Raw genomic sequence first — 15640 nt, forward strand, 5'->3', positions numbered from 1 at the left:
CTTTTTTATGATCCATTTTTCACACTATGCAGCAGCGTTTAATATCTTAGGCACTTGCTATTTATTTTCTCCAAATGATGATGCAAGCCATTATGCGATAAGTTTCTTCAAGCTAAATGACTTTGCATCTCAGTGGCCTTGTAAAATCAGTACTCAGCTTAGCGAACGCATCTCGGCATCGCTAAGCATCGAAATAGCGACGCTGCATACTCAGTGGACAAATTTATTTATTGGGCCTGAAGCATTACCTGCTCCGCCATGGGGCTCGGTATACCTCGACCCTGAAGGCGTATTACAGGGCTCTTCGACACTGGCGCTGAGCGAGTTTTTACAACGAGAGCGTTTAAAAATTCAGACGCGTTATCCAGAGCCTTCTGACCATGTTGGTTTAATGTTATTTCAAGCGGCAGTTTTGGCTTCACAAGTCAGGGAGGCAGCATTAAAAGAATTGCTAAATGACCATTTTGGGAGTTGGTTACCCCAGTTTTCTCAGCAATTAAATCGAACAACATGTAGCCCGTTTTATAACGCATTAACGGAATTAGCGCTGGTTACTGTAAAGTCATGTATATAATATTGTTCAGTATATTTGACTGTTTAATGGTTAATTAAACGTAATATTTGAATGGGTGAAAAGTTAACAAAATTTAATTAAATGAAAATTGATTTAGTTATAAGAAATGCAAATTAAAATGATTCTTACTTTACCTTTCTAAGCCATAATGCATTTTTAAGTCATACTACTTAATGATGTTTTTGGATATCCATAGGGGGTATAAAGTGGTCAATTTATTAAATCGTTTGTTGTCCCATGAAGATGCTGGCAGGTTGTTATTGCGTCTTTCCGTCGGTGGGCTCATGTTATTTCATGGTATGAGTAAATTAATGACAGGGGCGAGTGGTATTAAAGCGCTGCTAGCTTCTTATGGCTTACCTGAATTTATCGCTTATGGAACAATTTTAGGTGAAGTTGTTGCGCCTATTTTCATTATTTTAGGGATTTTAACTCGCCCATCTGCATTATTAGTTGCCTTCACTATGGTGATTGCATGGCTGATGATTGGGCTAGATAAAACATTCGTGCTTGATAAAACAGGCGCATGGGCGATTGAAAGTATCGTGTATTTCTTCTTGAGTGGTATTGCATTGGCATTTTTAGGTGCGGGTAAATATTCCATTATCAAAAACCCGAACTGGCGATAAATCCGTTTTTCTTTCGTGTTTGACATTGCCTTTGAAAAAAGACCATCAAAAATGTTCTGATGGTCTTTTTTTAATCATGATAGTCAATTAGTTGCTAGCACAATTGTACGCAAGAACTCGTCTAATAATCGGCTGTCACGGCAAGCGGGCTCAGGAAATTGCATTCGCTCTGCGTTGGCAATAACTTCCAAAACGAGCTTATCAATAGCTGGTCGCCTCGCGCCATAATCACTTTCAACTGCTTGGTGCTTAATAACCAGCAATTCATCTATCTCTGTGAGTACCTTGTTATCGGTAACTGTGGCCGCGACTAATTCAGAAAATGCCATTGGTGGCATGCTCTTACTTACTTCTATCCAACGCAGGGCTAATACCGCACGCAGCAGATAAAGATATTTTTTCAGTTTAACGCGCTCACCTTTAAAGTCAGTATGTAAATTACGCTTACTTATTGATAAATAGTGATAGCGTGATTTTAATGGTGAATAAAATTGCGCAGCCAGTTGCTCCAGTTGAGCAAAAAATGCTTCATCCTTAAAATAAACAATGGGTGAATGCAACCACTCTATTAATGCAGGGTTAGAATTACGCATTAATTTCAATGCCTTAGATAGCTCCCAACCCGATACATCCAGCTCATCATCAATTGGCTTTTCTATCACATCGCGCTTTTTATCTAGCGTTAGGTACCAAGCAAGTTTGTGAACATAGATAAATCGGACATCATAGTCGCTGTCGCGGGAGGCAAAGCCCCAACCGCGACTTCCGGACTCACACGCAAACAGTATTTTAACGTGATGAGTTTCTTCTATTTCTTTGAGTGTATTTCCTATCCGTTCTTTCATCAGCACGGATACACTTTCATGGCCAGTTTCCATGCTTTCTCCTGTTACTTTTTATATTTACCCTTTCACACACACCACTTGGCGTAGGGTATGAACAATTTCAACCAGTGATGATTGAGCCGCCATAACTGCGTCGATGTCTTTGTATGCCATCGGTATTTCGTCAATCACATCACTGTCTTTTCGGCACTCAACATGGGCGGTCGCCATTTTTTGGTCGCTTACAGAGAAACGTTTTTTCGCCTCTGTCCGGCTCATTACGCGTCCTGCGCCGTGGCTACAGGAACAAAAACTTTCTTCGTCACCTAAACCGCGCACGATAAAACTTTTTGCTCCCATAGACCCTGGAATGATCCCCATTTGGCCCTTTCGAGCCGACACGGCACCTTTTCGGGTTACCAGTACCTCTTCACCAAAGTGCTGTTCTTTTTGCACATAGTTATGATGGCAATTTACGGCTTCTTGCTCTGTGATAAACGGTTTTGGAATTTCGCGTGATAGTGCTTCCAGAACGCGGTGCATCATCACTTCACGGTTATGGCGAGCAAAGTCCTGCGCCCAACCTACCGCTTCCATATAGTCATTAAAATGCACGCTTCCTTCTTCGAAATACGCGAGGTCTCTATCCGGCAAATTGGCGATATGCTGTTGCATATCTTTTTGCGCTAATGTGATAAACAGATTACCAATCGCGTTTCCTACACCACGTGACCCGCTATGTAGCATTACCCACACGCGGTCTTGTTCATCCAAACACAGTTCAATAAAGTGGTTTCCCGTTCCCAATGTTCCTAAGTGGTTGTAATGATTGGTTCCACGCAGTTTTGGGTACTTATCACAGATACGTTTGAACTCTTCATCCAAGTGTGCCCAGTGGGTATCGACAATATCTGGTGTACGATGCCAAGCCCCTTTATCACGTCCATGTCGATGTGTAGTTCGACCGTGCGGAACCGCCGACTCAATAGCAAAACGGATGTTTTGCAAGCTATCCGGCAAATCCGATGCGGTTAAGGACGTTCGCACGGCAATCATTCCACAACCAATATCCACGCCGACTGCCGCAGGAATAATGGCCCCTTTGGTTGGTATCACACTTCCAATCGTCGAACCTTTCCCAACGTGTACATCAGGCATTACCGCAAGGTGCTTAAAAATAAACGGCATTTTAGCGGTGTTTTGTAGTTGTGTTACCGCTTTCGGGTCTACAGGCACGCCGTTGGTCCACATTTTTACAGGCACGCCATTTTCTTGAATTAATTGATTAAATTTATTGTTATTCATTGTTATTCCTTAATTTTTACCAATCCGTTTAATACTTGATCTAATCCACCGTAAACGGAAATTTGGTCGATTCGATGTGCGATACTTTCTAAGGTCTCAAGTTCTTTTAAACGCAATGCAACCGGGTTGTTTTCCATTACTTTTGCGGTATTTAACAGTGAACGAGTCGCGGCAGTTTCTTCGCGGCGGCGGATCACGTTAGCTTGTGCCGATTTTTCGGCTTCAACGACTTGGGATAAAATAGTGCGCATATCTCCCGGCAAAATGATGTCTTTTACACCGATACTGTCAATTTCTAGGCCAAATTCAACCACGCATTGCGCGACTTGAGCTAACATCAGCTCATCGACTAATTGTTTGTTTTCTAATAGTTCATCTAAGGTTCGAGTCCCCACGATTTCTCGTATTGAAAACTGCAATTCACGATATAAATGCTCTACAGGCTGACTCAATTTTGAGAACGCCAGTAAAATATCGTGATAGCGCCAGTTGGCGCACAGGTTGATGCGTAATGTGACTTTGTCTTTGGTTAAAATCTCTTGTCCGCTAATTTCTAATGATTGTAAACGGGTATCTATTATCTCAACTTCCGGTTTGTGGTTGATTTTCCAATAACCGTAAGTTCCCGGTTGTAATAAATCTTGTATCTCACCATCAATTTTTAACATACCGACATGCCATGCAGGTACTTGGCTAATCAAGGCCAACTCATTGCCTTTAATGCGTTTTTTACCCATCAGACGTGCAACGAATGCAGAGTCAATAACGCTATTTTCTAGCGACTGCGGCTCCACTTTTAAATTATTGCCATTTTTCCAATACAACCGACGGGTCGCTGGTGGCAATATTTCTGTCAAACTATTGTGCAAGTAAATAAAACCAATCTCGTCATCAGTCAAAGCGATGTCAATACAGTGGTCATCAACCCAATCAGGGTGAAATTGGCGTAAGTGGTCTGCTAGTTTTTCATCAATAGGTTCGTTATCAAGTGTGAACAATGACACAGTCAATCGATTGAACCAATCGTTTAAACGGTGCTCACCCGCAGTCAGTAATTGTTTAAAATCCCCATTTTTAGCGGTCAATGCGATTTGTCCTTGAGCGATATTTATTTTTTTCATTATTTTTCCTTTTTCAATATTTATCCGGCACTGAAGAAAAAAGCGAAGTGGTGAGGGGAAAAGTAGAGTGCCAAAATTGGCTGTCTAAATTTCTGCTCATCACTCGGCAAAGCTCTCGAGTGGCGGTTTTAAGCTTAACTTCTGCTTAGTTTTATACAGTTGGATTTGTATTTTTTTCAGGAGTCGAACCTGATAGCTAGGCTATTACCAAGGTATCTTCCTGACGGCGGCATACAGACCATGTAGTGGCTAAGCCACCATGTCTGCACCGGTTGAACTTGCAGTTCATACAATTTCCGGCAGTGGATGAATATAGTATTGCCAGAAGCGTGCCAACTTTTTTTAAAATGAAATAAATATTTCTACTACATTGAAAAATAAGTAAAAAATAATATTAAGAGAAAAGTGGGTAACATTGGCGTGGTAAATGGATTATGCTATTTATTATCTTTTTATATCGTAACTTATAAATTTATATAAATACTATGAGCAAGAAACGTAAGGTTGTGATTGGTGTATTGGGCACAGTACTCGATAGAAGAGGCAAAAAAGCCAATCGCTGGACAAAATGGCGGCCAACGGTTGGTCTTTGCCAACAGCCTGATTTGGATATTGGTCGTTTTGAATTACTGCATCAGGTGAATGACTATGGCATGGCGCACCGGGTGAAAGAGGATATTGAACAAGCTTCTCCCAATACGGAAGTGGTACTGCATGAGGTGGATATTGCTGACCCGTGGGATTTTGAAGAGGTTTATACCTCATTACTGGATTTTTCTTCGCATTATCAATTTGATACTGATAATGAAGAGTATCTTGTACATATCACTACGGGTACCCATGTGGTGCAAATCTGTTGGTTTTTATTAACGGAAGCTCATTATTTACCAGCCAAATTAATTCAAACTTCACCGAGCCAAAAAGGGCGAGAAAAAGACCCTATCGGCATTCATACCGTGATTGACCTTGATTTAAGCCGTTATACCCATATCACCAGCCGTTTCCAAACAGAGCAGCAACAGCAGGTTTCGTTTTTAAAATCGGGTATTGCCACCCGCAACGCGGCATTTAATACCATGATTGAGCAAATCGAACGTGTCGCACTGCGTTCTAAAGCCCCGATTTTACTCAATGGGCCAACGGGGGCGGGGAAGTCTTTCTTAGCTCGGCGAATTTATCAACTGCGTGAAAGTCGCCACCAAGTTAAAGGGCGCTTTGTGGAAGTAAACTGCGCTACCTTGCGTGGTGATAACGCTATGTCAACGCTGTTTGGTCATGTAAAAGGGGCATTCACAGGGGCAATCAACCCAAGGCGTGGATTACTGAAAGAAGCGGATGGCGGTATTTTATTTCTCGATGAAATTGCGGAACTTGGGCTAGATGAACAAGCAATGCTATTGAAAGCCATCGAAGAAAAAAGCTTTTTCCCTTATGGTTCAGATGAAGAAATTCACAGTGATTTTCAATTAATTGCAGGGACTCACCGTAATTTGGCGCAGCAAGTGGAGGAGGGCAAATTTCGTGAAGACCTATTTGCCCGTATCAATATGTGGACGTTTGCGTTACCGGGCTTGCGTGACCGCCGTGAAGACATCGAACCGAATATTGATTATGAATTAGCCAAATTTTGCCAAGAGCAACAAAGCCAAATTCGTTTTGATAGCGAAGCTCGCAATGTGTATGTGAAGTTTGCCTGTTCCTCTCAGGCCCTGTGGCGTGGCAATTTTCGTGAGTTGGGTGCATCCATTAGCCGGATGGCAACGTTTGCCGAACGCGGGCGTATTACTAAAGCGGTGGCCGAAGAAGAAATTGGCCGTTTGCAAGCCCAATGGCAGTCAAAATCAACCAATACATTACCAAAGCAAATTGGTGAAATTGATTTATTCGACCAGCAACAGCTGGCAACAGTGCTGGAAGTTTGTCGCCGTTCATCTACCCTTTCCGAAGCGGGGCGTGAGCTGTTTGCCGTTTCGCGGCAACATAAAAAACAGCCCAATGATGCAGATAGGCTGCGAAAGTATCTCGCTAAATTTGGATTGGATTGGGATGGGTTGAAGGGGAACGGTTGAAAAAATTTATAGTAGAAAGCCCCTATTAAGGGGCAAATTGTGACGCTGAAAGGGCAGTTAAATTAAGTCTATTTTATTGTTAGCAGTGTTATCCCATATTTTGAAATAGCTCCCTTAGCAAACTTAACGGTGTGCGTGTAGGACTATTTTTCTCATTTACTGTAGATTTAAAAAGAGTCCCAATACTCGGCTGAATATTTATCGCAGATCCATCCCTTAGAAAGTTAACTTGTATTGTTCGACTATCGCCATTCAGGGTGGCAATGATATTTATAGAACCTTCGACTAAGCTGCTGATTTCTAATTCTGTATTTCCATATTCATCAGTCAATTTAATTGGTGAGATAATGGCATTTGCTGCTTCAAAGTGAACGTGTGCTCCTGCGATGCTTTGTCGGCTATTATTCACAATATGCAGTTTAATTTTGTTTTTACTGATCCCATCTGCCACTGCATTGTTTTGAATGATATCGACGCTACCAATAAATGACTGGCTAATATCGGATTTAAAGTTATATATTTCATTAATTTCTGTACCATGCTCAATATTTGCTTTTATTGCATAACTTCCTGATACCAAACTAGTAAATTGAATGGAAGCTTCACCTTTACTGTTAGCGATGATGCTATGGGATTGTTCAGAAACTGATTTTTCTGCCTGAGCCTTCCACATAAAATGATTAAGTAATGAATAATATCCCGTATTTTTTTGATTAATAGAATTAAGATTTGCAGGCAATGTGAAATTGACTTTCGCATTGGGTACTGGGTGGCCAAGAGTATCTTTAATTACTACAGTGAATATATTTGTATTTTTACCATCAGCGACAGCATTATTTCTTTTTGCGGTATTCTTATGGGTGATAGTGAGAGCGCCTGTGTTGGTAACTTCAATTAACGTTTCTGCTTGTGGGGAAACATTTCCGTTAATGTCATAAGCCGTCACGGTTAAGCGATAAAGATTGAGTTGTGAGTTTTTAAATGAATGATTGGCAATTTTATAAGACGGTAGTTTTACTGAACTTTCTCTGCCATTAAGGTGTATTTCCCCCCCAGCGGCTATCAATTCAGGGGCTTCTATCACTATTTTTTCTAGCGGGTATTTCGTGGTTAAATTGCGGATAATAGAAAGTTCTTCTCCTGTCATACCCTGAATAACTTTCGGTAATGATAATGAAATTAAGCTTTTCTTTTGGTATTCCAACACAATATTGTTATTACGGTTAATAAAATCATAGCGATTGGTGGAAATATGGCGAGTGGCCGCTACCGCCGAAGTATCAAGATGTTGCGCTAAGCTCCTTCCTAGCAACCAATTAAACGCCACTTTAGCATTTGTCTCATTTGTTCCACTATTGCCTATTTTATGTTCTGCATTTATTGCGAGCAGGGGAAATGGAGACCAATTGACGCCGACGGTAGCCGCCATTGGGTCTTTCTGGCGCTCATTTTTGCCAAATAAAGCGACGTCATCTCCGTAATATTGTTCCAGTTTTAGGTTCGCACCTAAATTCGCATACGTGGGTAGCCAACCTTCAAGTTGAATATCCCAGCCGTTGGCGGGGCGTGCGTTATAATCATCGGCTAATTTGGATGCACTGCGCCAAGTCGATAGCCCCAAATAGCTATTCGCACTCATTCGAACGTAATCTTGAGCATATTCCACACCAAACCCTAAGCGCGAATGGTAATGGGATAAATCATGATCAAAGAAAGCATTTACCCCTATCATGCTACTTTGTTGGAAATGACGTAAACCAATACCGTTATTGGTCTGTAGCCGGCCATCAGTGCGGTGAATACTGTGCTGAGAAAATAACAACAAATCTTGTTGTTCATACCAAGGTACTAACCAATCTAATTGAGATGTCTTAATTGACAATTTTTTATCGAGATTAATATTTAGCCTGGCATTACCGGCTTTGGATAACCAATGTGTTATTTCATCCGTCGCCATATTTGCGGCTTTATGGCGAGCGTAATCTTGTGCCATATCTGCCAGATTTTTGGTGTTTTTTTCTTCAGAAGCAAAGTTTGCGGCATTTTGTCCATATTCCGCTAAAAAACGTTCAGTACTATCTTCGGGTTGGGTTCCTTCAAATTGAATGGCCTGACTACCGAGTGTAGGTAAATCGTCTAAATGGACGATTTGGGCATAACTTGGCACCATTGGCAAAATAGCCGTAGACCAAATTGCCGTAGAGAGGAGCAAACTGTTCGGTAGTTTAGGTTTCAATTTTGACGAAGGGGGATTCATCGAACATATTCCTGATATAAATATTAATATCGCTATTTTCAGGGCAGACAATGATCAGTGCTTGTGAATTGATCGGATGAATATGGAAATACGATTTGTATATTGGAAATATTTGGAATAACTGGCTTTGGTTGATAATCAAAAAATACGGAATACTATACAGATTAAAATAAATGATTTTTTTATTGGAAAAAATCTTACCATAATAAAAACAACAAATTAGATGAGGAAGTTATGGAGTTAACATTTTTAGGAACCAGTGCTGGGGTGCCGACAAAAGAGCGCAATGTCACCAGTATGATATTAAATTTAGTCGGTATCCGTAAAAGCTACTGGTTATTTGATTGTGGAGAAGGGACACAACATCGCATTTTAAATAGCCCATTTAAAACGCCAAAAATTGAGAAAATATTTATTACCCATTTACATGGCGACCATATTTTTGGTCTACCCGGTTTGTTATGTAGCCGCTCAATGGGTGGGGCAACAGACCCACTGACTGTTTATGGTCCAAAAGGGTTAAAACACTATATTGAAACGGTATTAGCCGTGAGTGTGTCTTATATGACATACCCGTTGGAAATCGTTGAAATTGAAGCTGGGCAGTTATTTGATGATGGGGTGTTAATTGTGACGGCTTATGCTCTTGACCACCGTGTTGAGTGCTACGGCTATCGTATTGAAGAACATCCAAAAAGTGGTGCATTAGACGCAGTCAAATTAGCCAATGACAATATTCCTCGCGGCCCTTGGATGCAAGCGCTTAAAGCGGGTGAAACCATCGTTCTTGATGATGGGCGAGTCGTGAATGGGGCTGATTACCTTGGTGAGCCTATTCCCGGTAAAGTCGTTGCGATTTTTGGTGATACTCAACCAACAGAACAAGCACTGGAGCTTGCGAGAAATGCCGATGTGATGATCCATGAAACCACCTTAGAGGCTGAATTTGCTCAAAAAGCCAATGAGCGTGGCCACTCGACTACGGTACAAGCGGCTGAGCTAGCACGCGCGGCAGGGGTTAAGCGTTTTATCGCAACCCATATTAGTGGTCGTTACGTGAGTGAAGATATACCAAGATTGCTTGCAGAGTGCCAATCGGTGTTCCTCGCAACAGAAATTGCAGAAGACTATTTAACCGTGAAGATTTAATGTTAGCGGGCAAGATATTGTCCGCTAAATCTATTGGCGATTTTAATAAATCACTTTCACAAAGCCATTACGGCAATATGTTTCATATTCATCAGAAAGCTGCCTATTTGTGACTATCACATCAAATTGTGATAATTCCCCCATATTGGCGGTCGCGACTTCATCGAACAGGTTATAAGGGGCGAGTAAAATCTTACGGATAGATTTTTCCATCGCTTTTTTCTTCATTGGTAAATCATCGAGATTATAGCAAGTTACGCCAAAATTTCCGTGCACGCCAGCCGCTGAAATAAAGGCTTTTTTAGGGTTGATTGAATCAAGTAATGAAGGGAGTGAAGGGTTGTAAAAAGAATCACTTTTAGGGCGATACTCCCCACCACATAAAAGCGCGGTGGCATTTTTCTTTTGGCTAAGGGCGAGAAAAACATTATGTGAGTAACAAATGCCAGTGAAATTAATCTCTTCGGGGATGAGTGAAATCAAGGTGGCCATTTCAATGCCATTATCAAAGAAGATCACATCATCTTCTGTCACCATACTCGCGGCAAGATTAGGGATATATAGTTCTTCGGTCTGGTCTGGGGTAAAAACATCGGCTTGCGGCTCTTGGGTAGCTAAGTTGGCTGGTTGGGTAACAGAAACAATATAGCCGCCAAGGAGTGACATAGGAATAGGGCCTTCTGTGTCTGCGCTGAGATCTCGTCGGATAGTCATCTCTGAAACTTCGAGTATTCTAGCGGCTTCTTTTAAATGAATGCGTCCTGAACGCTTTAAACATTCACTTAAACGGCGAAGGCGTTCTTTTTGTTTAGTTTCTATCACCCTACAATCCTTTTTAAATGCACAAAATTGGCGCGGTTAGACCGCGCCCCATCACTTAGTAGTCACTCGGCTTGGTCGCCGTTCCTGTGACAATTGATACACTCGCGCTGGCACCTACACGGTTTGCGCCAGCTTCAATCATTTTAATTGCGGTTTCACGGTCACGCACACCACCGGAGGCTTTTACACCGACTTCATCGCCAACCACTTTACGCATCAGGGCGACATGGTGCTCTGTTGCACCCATTGTACTGAAACCTGTTGAAGTTTTCACAAAACCGACTTTAATTGTGCGGCAAATTTCACAAACTTGTGTAATTTCTTCATCAGTTAATAGGCAGTTTTCTAAAATAACTTTTAATGTTGCTTTACCGCAGGCTGCAAATACCGCTTCGATATCACGACGGACAAAGTCTAAGTCGCCACTTTTTAGCATGCCAATGTTGATAACCATATCGACCTCATCAGCGCCACGGCGGACAGCTTCTGCGGCTTCAAATGCTTTGGCTTCAGTTAAGCATGCCCCTAGTGGAAAGCCTACCACACAGCAAACTTTAACGTCGCTGTTTTTTAAAAGTTCGCTGGCTAAAGGAACATAACCTGTGTTTACACATACAGAGGCAAAATGGTGTTCAGCAGCTTCCGTACACAGTTTAGTAATATCGCTGACAGTCGCATTCGCAGCAAGTAAAGTGTGATCAATATATTTTGCTAAGTCTTGCATTTTCAACTTTCCTATATAAATGTGGGATAGACAACAAAGAATGAGGAAATGTGGTAGATATAACACTTGATCATTCGTTATTCGAGATCCTAATCACAAATGATATTTTTGCAACATGATAATGTTACTATCATATCATTATGTGATTTATTTAACACGAGGGACATTATGGATATAGCAGTTATTGGTTCAAACATGGTTGATTTGATCACTTATATCGATCAAATGCCAAAAGAAGGCGAAACGTTAGAAGCGCCAGCTTTCAAAATTGGTTGCGGTGGTAAAGGTGCGAACCAAGCGGTTGCTGCTGCTAAGTTAAATTCAAAAGTGATCATGTTAACCAAAGTCGGCGATGATATTTTTGCAGATAATACGATCCGCAATCTTGAGTCTTACGGTATTAACACTCGTTATGTGGAAAAAGTACCTTGTACCTCAAGTGGTGTCGCGCCTATTTTTGTTAATCAAAATTCATCAAATAGCATTTTGATCGTCAAAGGGGCGAATAAATTTTTATCACCTGAAGATATCGATCGCGCAGCGGAAGATCTGAAAAAATGTAAATTGATCGTCCTGCAATTAGAAGTCCAGCTTGAGACGGTTTATCACGCAATTTCATTCGGCAATAAACATGGGATCCCAGTGTTGCTCAACCCAGCTCCAGCGCAACGTACGCTCGATCTCGATTTTGCTTGCCGATGTGATTTCTTTGTACCTAATGAAACGGAATTAGAAATTTTAACCAATATGCCAGTAGACACGATGGATAACATCCGTCGTGCCGCACAGTCTTTGCTGGATAAAGGGTTAAAAAATGTCATCGTGACATTAGGAGATAAAGGGGCGTTATGGATGACTCGCGACAGTGAGTTACATATACCCGCAATTAAAGTGAATGCCATTGACACCAGTGGTGCAGGGGATGCCTTTATCGGCTGTTTCTCTCATTACTATGTCCATACGGGGAATATTGAAGAAGCACTGAAAAAAGCAGTGATGTTTTCGGCCTTCAGTGTGACAGGGAAAGGGACTCAATCTTCTTATCCAAGTGTTGAGCAATTTAATGAATTTGTGCAAATCAACACAGCTAATGAATAGCTAAATAATAATAGTCCAACGTAGCTATATACCCTTTGAATAATTAAGTGGTCATCAGAGCCACATAGCCACTCATCGGGTATAAATTATAAAAATATAAGGGTTACTATGAACATTAAGAACATCACTCAGTTACCGGATGGCTACCTGAGTAAGACTCCTCTATTCCAATTTATCCTACTATCGTGCCTGTTCCCATTGTGGGGATGTGCAGCAGCATTAAATGATATTTTAATCACACAGTTTAAAAGTGTCTTTGAACTCAGTAACTTCGCCTCTGCTTTAGTGCAAAGTGCATTCTATGGTGGTTATTTCTTAATCGCTATTCCAGCGTCGTTAGTGATCAAAAAAACCAGTTATAAATATGCCATTATGGTGGGGCTGATCCTATACATCGCGGGTTGCAGTATGTTCTTCCCTGCGTCTCATATGGCGACTTACACCATGTTCTTGGCAGCTATTTTCGCCATTGCGATTGGTTTAAGCTTCCTTGAAACCGCAGCAAATACATATAGCTCAATGATAGGGCCTAAACAATACGCGACATTGCGTTTAAATATTAGCCAAACTTTCTACCCAATTGGCGCAGCGGGTGGGATCTTGCTAGGTAAGTATCTGGTATTTTCCGAGGGGGATAGTTTACAAAACCAAATGGCAGGAATGAATGCGGAACAAATTCATGAATTCCGTTTAGCCATGTTGGAAAATACTCTCGAACCTTACCGTTATATGATTATGGTATTGGTTGTGGTAATGATTTTATTCCTTATCACCAAGTTTCCTAAATGTAAAGTGGCAGAAACTCAAGATCATAAACGCCCAACCGCGGTAGAAACCTTAAAATATTTAGCGAAAAATAGCCGCTTTAGAAAAGGAATTATTGCCCAATTTTTATATGTCGGTATGCAAGTGGCTGTGTGGTCATTTACCATTCGTCTCGCATTAGAGATGGGGGATATTAACGAACGCGATGCCTCAAACTTTATGGTGTATAGCTTTGCCTGTTTCTTTATTGGGAAGTTTATCGCCAATATTCTAATGACTCGCTTTAATGCAGAAAAAGTCCTAATTATCTACTCGGTGATTGGGGCGTTGTTCCTGATTTATGTTGCGTTTATTCCGAGTTTCACTGCGGTGTATGCAGCGGTCATGGTGAGTATTTTGTTTGGACCTTGCTGGGCAACCATTTATGCAGGTACTTTGGATACCGTTGATAATGAGCATACCGAAATGGCTGGGGCGGTCATTGTGATGGCGATTGTCGGTGCTGCGGTTGTTCCTGCCGTTCAAGGCTATGTCGCAGATATGCTGCACTCATTACAACTTTCATTCCTCGTTTCCATGCTGTGCTTCGTGTATGTCGGTATTTACTTCGTTGGTGAACGCCGCTTTAAAGCCAAACAAGCTGCAAAATAGTGCTCAAATTGGGTAGTGTGAGCTACCCAATTCCATTTATCTTATTAAACCGTGAGTATGAAAATGAATACATTGATACCTCTTCACAAAAGCTTATTTACGGAAAACCCGACGCTTATTTTAAAAAATAACCAATTTACTGCCACTGCATTTCGTTACCAAACTGGCGTGGAAGGGCTACGAATTGAAAATCAGCAAGGGTATTTAACGATTTTACCTTTTTTAGGACAAATGATTTGGGATGCACAATTTTGTGGCCAAAATCTGAAAATGGAAAATATGTTTTCAGCGCCAAAACGTGTTCCAACGGTAGTTGAAACCTACGGTTGCTTTGCATTCCATTCAGGTTTAATCAGTAATGGTTGCCCTTCACCAGAAGATTCACATCCATTACATGGGGAAATGCCTTGTGCAGCAATGGATAGCGCTTGGCTTGAACTGACTGGCGAAAGTTTAAAAGTCGTCGGCGAATATGAGTATGTGATGGGTTTTGGTCATCATTATCGTGCGACACCGTCAGTGCAATTAAACTCAGATAGTGCATTATTTGATATTCATATGTCAGTCACCAATTTAGCATCGGTGCCTATGCCTCTCCAATATATGTGCCATATGAATTATGCTTACGTGGAGAATGCAACATTGACACAAAATATCCCCGAAAATGCGATTAAATTGCGTGAATCAATACCGGGGCATGTACAGCCAACTGAAAAATGGCTCGCATTTAATGAAGCGTTGAAATCTGGCAAAGTCACATTAAATCAGCTTAATCAGCCACAAATGTGTGACCCTGAAATTGTGTTTTTTATGGATGATCTTAGTCAATATACCGCAACGCCTGAGTTTAGAATGGTTTCACCCGCAGGAGATACGTATGTAACGCGTTTTAAATCTAATGAGCTAAATTATGCAACTCGTTGGATTTTGTATAATGGTGACCAAAAAGTTGGCGCATTTGTACTCCCTGCAACTTGTCGTCCAGAAGGTTTCCTTGCGGCGAAAAATAACCAAACACTGATTTGGTTAGAGGCAGGGCAAACTCGTGAATTTACTGTCACTACTGGTGTTGAAAAGTAGTTTTTTACTTTAAAAAGGCAGCACATTGCTGCCTTTTACTCATATTGCTGACATTCTTCTTCTAAATCGCGTAGAAGCGCCGCAGCATCATAAACTAATGTTTTTTCCCCATCAGACTGCATCATCAATGCAACCTTAATATTTGCTTCATGCATATCAGGCAGAATTTCTGTCATCAGGTGTTTAAGGGTAAATAGCATTGGCGTAAAATTTGCCCATTCACCCGTTAAACACAACTCAACAAATGCTTTGGCAGGCCATAGGGGGAGAAAAAGACATTTTTCATCATTCCATGCGGTAACGAGATTTTTCCCATCACCGAGGCTCCATACCTGTTCCCAGTCAGCGATTTTACCGACAAAATAGTTATACTGTTGGTATGGTCTAAGCGCATGGACATTTTTTATTTCTTTATCATTTGGGGAAAATAGGTTGTTATTCATTATTGGATAATCTAAAAAGTACCTGATAATTATTGGGAAAATTATCTTTATAATTGTTATCTTAATAACAAGATAACGAAAAACAATACACAGTAAAACAAATAAAAATAAGATCTATCAGGTAAATTT

Annotated in this window: 14 protein-coding genes; 7 read left to right on the forward strand and 7 right to left on the reverse strand. The window is 41.1% G+C overall.

The genetic code is table 11. From position 1 onward, the window contains the following. The first annotated feature begins 7 nt into the window (after positions 1–7). Together PSE83_RS15470 and PSE83_RS15475 are read left to right on the forward strand one after the other, a co-directional pair. A complete protein-coding gene (locus PSE83_RS15470) occupies positions 8–574 on the forward strand; it encodes a molecular chaperone TorD family protein (RefSeq protein WP_004260986.1) in 567 nt (188 codons plus the stop codon). A gap of 173 nt (positions 575–747) precedes the next feature. Beyond that, positions 748–1203 carry a DoxX family protein gene (locus PSE83_RS15475; protein ID WP_004260983.1) on the forward strand — a complete coding sequence of 152 codons (456 nt, stop codon included), beginning with the start codon at positions 748–750 and terminating at the stop codon, positions 1201–1203. 83 nt (positions 1204–1286) lie between these two features. On the opposite strand, the gene PSE83_RS15480 is transcribed toward PSE83_RS15475, so the two are convergent. Genes PSE83_RS15480 through PSE83_RS15490 form a run of 3 tightly spaced genes read right to left on the reverse strand, consistent with a single transcriptional unit; the run spans position 1287 to position 4453 of the window. Further along, positions 1287–2081 (reverse strand): nucleotidyltransferase domain-containing protein, encoded by a 795-nt coding sequence (locus PSE83_RS15480; protein WP_004260980.1) that lies wholly within the window; start codon positions 2079–2081, stop codon positions 1287–1289. 24 nt (positions 2082–2105) lie between these two features. Beyond that, positions 2106–3332 carry an RtcB family protein gene (locus tag PSE83_RS15485; RefSeq protein WP_110592488.1) on the reverse strand — a complete coding sequence of 409 codons (1227 nt, stop codon included), beginning with the start codon at positions 3330–3332 and terminating at the stop codon, positions 2106–2108. A 2-nt stretch (positions 3333–3334) separates the two neighbouring features. Further along, positions 3335–4453 (reverse strand): slipin family protein, encoded by a 1119-nt coding sequence (locus PSE83_RS15490; protein WP_004260972.1) that lies wholly within the window; start codon positions 4451–4453, stop codon positions 3335–3337. Positions 4454–4938: 485 nt separating this feature from the next. Between PSE83_RS15490 and rtcR the strand changes: the two genes are divergently transcribed. After that, positions 4939–6522, forward strand: a complete 1584-nt coding sequence (gene rtcR / locus PSE83_RS15495) for an RNA repair transcriptional activator RtcR (protein ID WP_164564484.1) — start codon at positions 4939–4941, stop codon at positions 6520–6522. 88 nt (positions 6523–6610) lie between these two features. Here rtcR and PSE83_RS15500 read toward each other — a convergent pair whose 3' ends face one another. Then, positions 6611–8779: an inverse autotransporter beta domain-containing protein gene (locus tag PSE83_RS15500; protein WP_164564486.1), complete on the reverse strand. Its 2169-nt coding sequence runs from the start codon at positions 8777–8779 to the stop codon at positions 6611–6613. Between the two features lie 234 nt (positions 8780–9013). On the opposite strand from PSE83_RS15500, the gene rnz reads away from it, so the two are divergent. Next, positions 9014–9928: a ribonuclease Z gene (rnz, locus tag PSE83_RS15505; RefSeq protein ID WP_272660972.1), complete on the forward strand. Its 915-nt coding sequence runs from the start codon at positions 9014–9016 to the stop codon at positions 9926–9928. A 42-nt stretch (positions 9929–9970) separates the two neighbouring features. Here rnz and deoR read toward each other — a convergent pair whose 3' ends face one another. Then, on the reverse strand, positions 9971–10750 hold the full coding sequence (gene deoR / locus PSE83_RS15510; protein ID WP_004260957.1) for a DNA-binding transcriptional repressor DeoR: 780 nt from the start codon (positions 10748–10750) through the stop codon (positions 9971–9973). Positions 10751–10805: 55 nt separating this feature from the next. Beyond that, positions 10806–11474 carry a deoxyribose-phosphate aldolase gene (gene deoC / locus PSE83_RS15515; protein WP_004260954.1) on the reverse strand — a complete coding sequence of 223 codons (669 nt, stop codon included), beginning with the start codon at positions 11472–11474 and terminating at the stop codon, positions 10806–10808. Positions 11475–11642: 168 nt separating this feature from the next. On the opposite strand from deoC, the gene rbsK reads away from it, so the two are divergent. From rbsK to PSE83_RS15530, 3 genes are all read left to right on the forward strand, one after another. Continuing rightward, the gene (rbsK, locus tag PSE83_RS15520) at positions 11643–12572 is read left to right on the forward strand and encodes a ribokinase (protein ID WP_094961414.1); all 930 of its coding nucleotides are present in this window, start codon (positions 11643–11645) and stop codon (positions 12570–12572) included. Positions 12573–12680: 108 nt separating this feature from the next. Continuing rightward, on the forward strand, positions 12681–13988 hold the full coding sequence (gene fucP, locus PSE83_RS15525) for an L-fucose:H+ symporter permease (protein WP_004260949.1): 1308 nt from the start codon (positions 12681–12683) through the stop codon (positions 13986–13988). A gap of 63 nt (positions 13989–14051) precedes the next feature. Next, the gene (locus tag PSE83_RS15530) at positions 14052–15068 is read left to right on the forward strand and encodes an aldose 1-epimerase family protein (protein WP_036958327.1); all 1017 of its coding nucleotides are present in this window, start codon (positions 14052–14054) and stop codon (positions 15066–15068) included. A gap of 35 nt (positions 15069–15103) precedes the next feature. Here the strand turns inward: PSE83_RS15530 and PSE83_RS15535 are convergent, their stop codons facing one another. Beyond that, positions 15104–15511, reverse strand: coding sequence for a DUF2750 domain-containing protein (locus PSE83_RS15535; protein ID WP_094961411.1), 408 nt, complete (start codon positions 15509–15511; stop codon positions 15104–15106). Between the last annotated feature and the right edge of the window lie 129 nt (positions 15512–15640).

The sequence above is a fragment of the Providencia sp. PROV150 genome, assembly GCF_028481025.1.
Classification (GTDB): domain Bacteria; phylum Pseudomonadota; class Gammaproteobacteria; order Enterobacterales; family Enterobacteriaceae; genus Providencia; species Providencia hangzhouensis.

Excerpts from the sequence above, each read along its gene's own strand:
- PSE83_RS15535 (WP_094961411.1), bottom strand. The coding sequence starts at position 15,511 with ATGAATAACAACCTATTTTCCCCAAATGATAAAGAAATAAAAAATGTC.
- PSE83_RS15480 (WP_004260980.1), bottom strand. The coding sequence starts at position 2,081 with ATGGAAACTGGCCATGAAAGTGTATCCGTGCTGATGAAAGAACGGATA.
- rtcR (WP_164564484.1), top strand. The coding sequence starts at position 4,939 with ATGAGCAAGAAACGTAAGGTTGTGATTGGTGTATTGGGCACAGTACTC.
- rbsK (WP_094961414.1), top strand. The coding sequence starts at position 11,643 with ATGGATATAGCAGTTATTGGTTCAAACATGGTTGATTTGATCACTTAT.
- PSE83_RS15530 (WP_036958327.1), top strand. The coding sequence starts at position 14,052 with ATGAATACATTGATACCTCTTCACAAAAGCTTATTTACGGAAAACCCG.
- PSE83_RS15470 (WP_004260986.1), top strand. The coding sequence starts at position 8 with ATGATCCATTTTTCACACTATGCAGCAGCGTTTAATATCTTAGGCACT.
- deoC (WP_004260954.1), bottom strand. The coding sequence starts at position 11,474 with ATGCAAGACTTAGCAAAATATATTGATCACACTTTACTTGCTGCGAAT.
- PSE83_RS15500 (WP_164564486.1), bottom strand. The coding sequence starts at position 8,779 with ATGAATCCCCCTTCGTCAAAATTGAAACCTAAACTACCGAACAGTTTG.
- PSE83_RS15475 (WP_004260983.1), top strand. The coding sequence starts at position 748 with ATGATGTTTTTGGATATCCATAGGGGGTATAAAGTGGTCAATTTATTA.
- PSE83_RS15485 (WP_110592488.1), bottom strand. The coding sequence starts at position 3,332 with ATGAATAACAATAAATTTAATCAATTAATTCAAGAAAATGGCGTGCCT.
- fucP (WP_004260949.1), top strand. The coding sequence starts at position 12,681 with ATGAACATTAAGAACATCACTCAGTTACCGGATGGCTACCTGAGTAAG.
- PSE83_RS15490 (WP_004260972.1), bottom strand. The coding sequence starts at position 4,453 with ATGAAAAAAATAAATATCGCTCAAGGACAAATCGCATTGACCGCTAAA.
- rnz (WP_272660972.1), top strand. The coding sequence starts at position 9,014 with ATGGAGTTAACATTTTTAGGAACCAGTGCTGGGGTGCCGACAAAAGAG.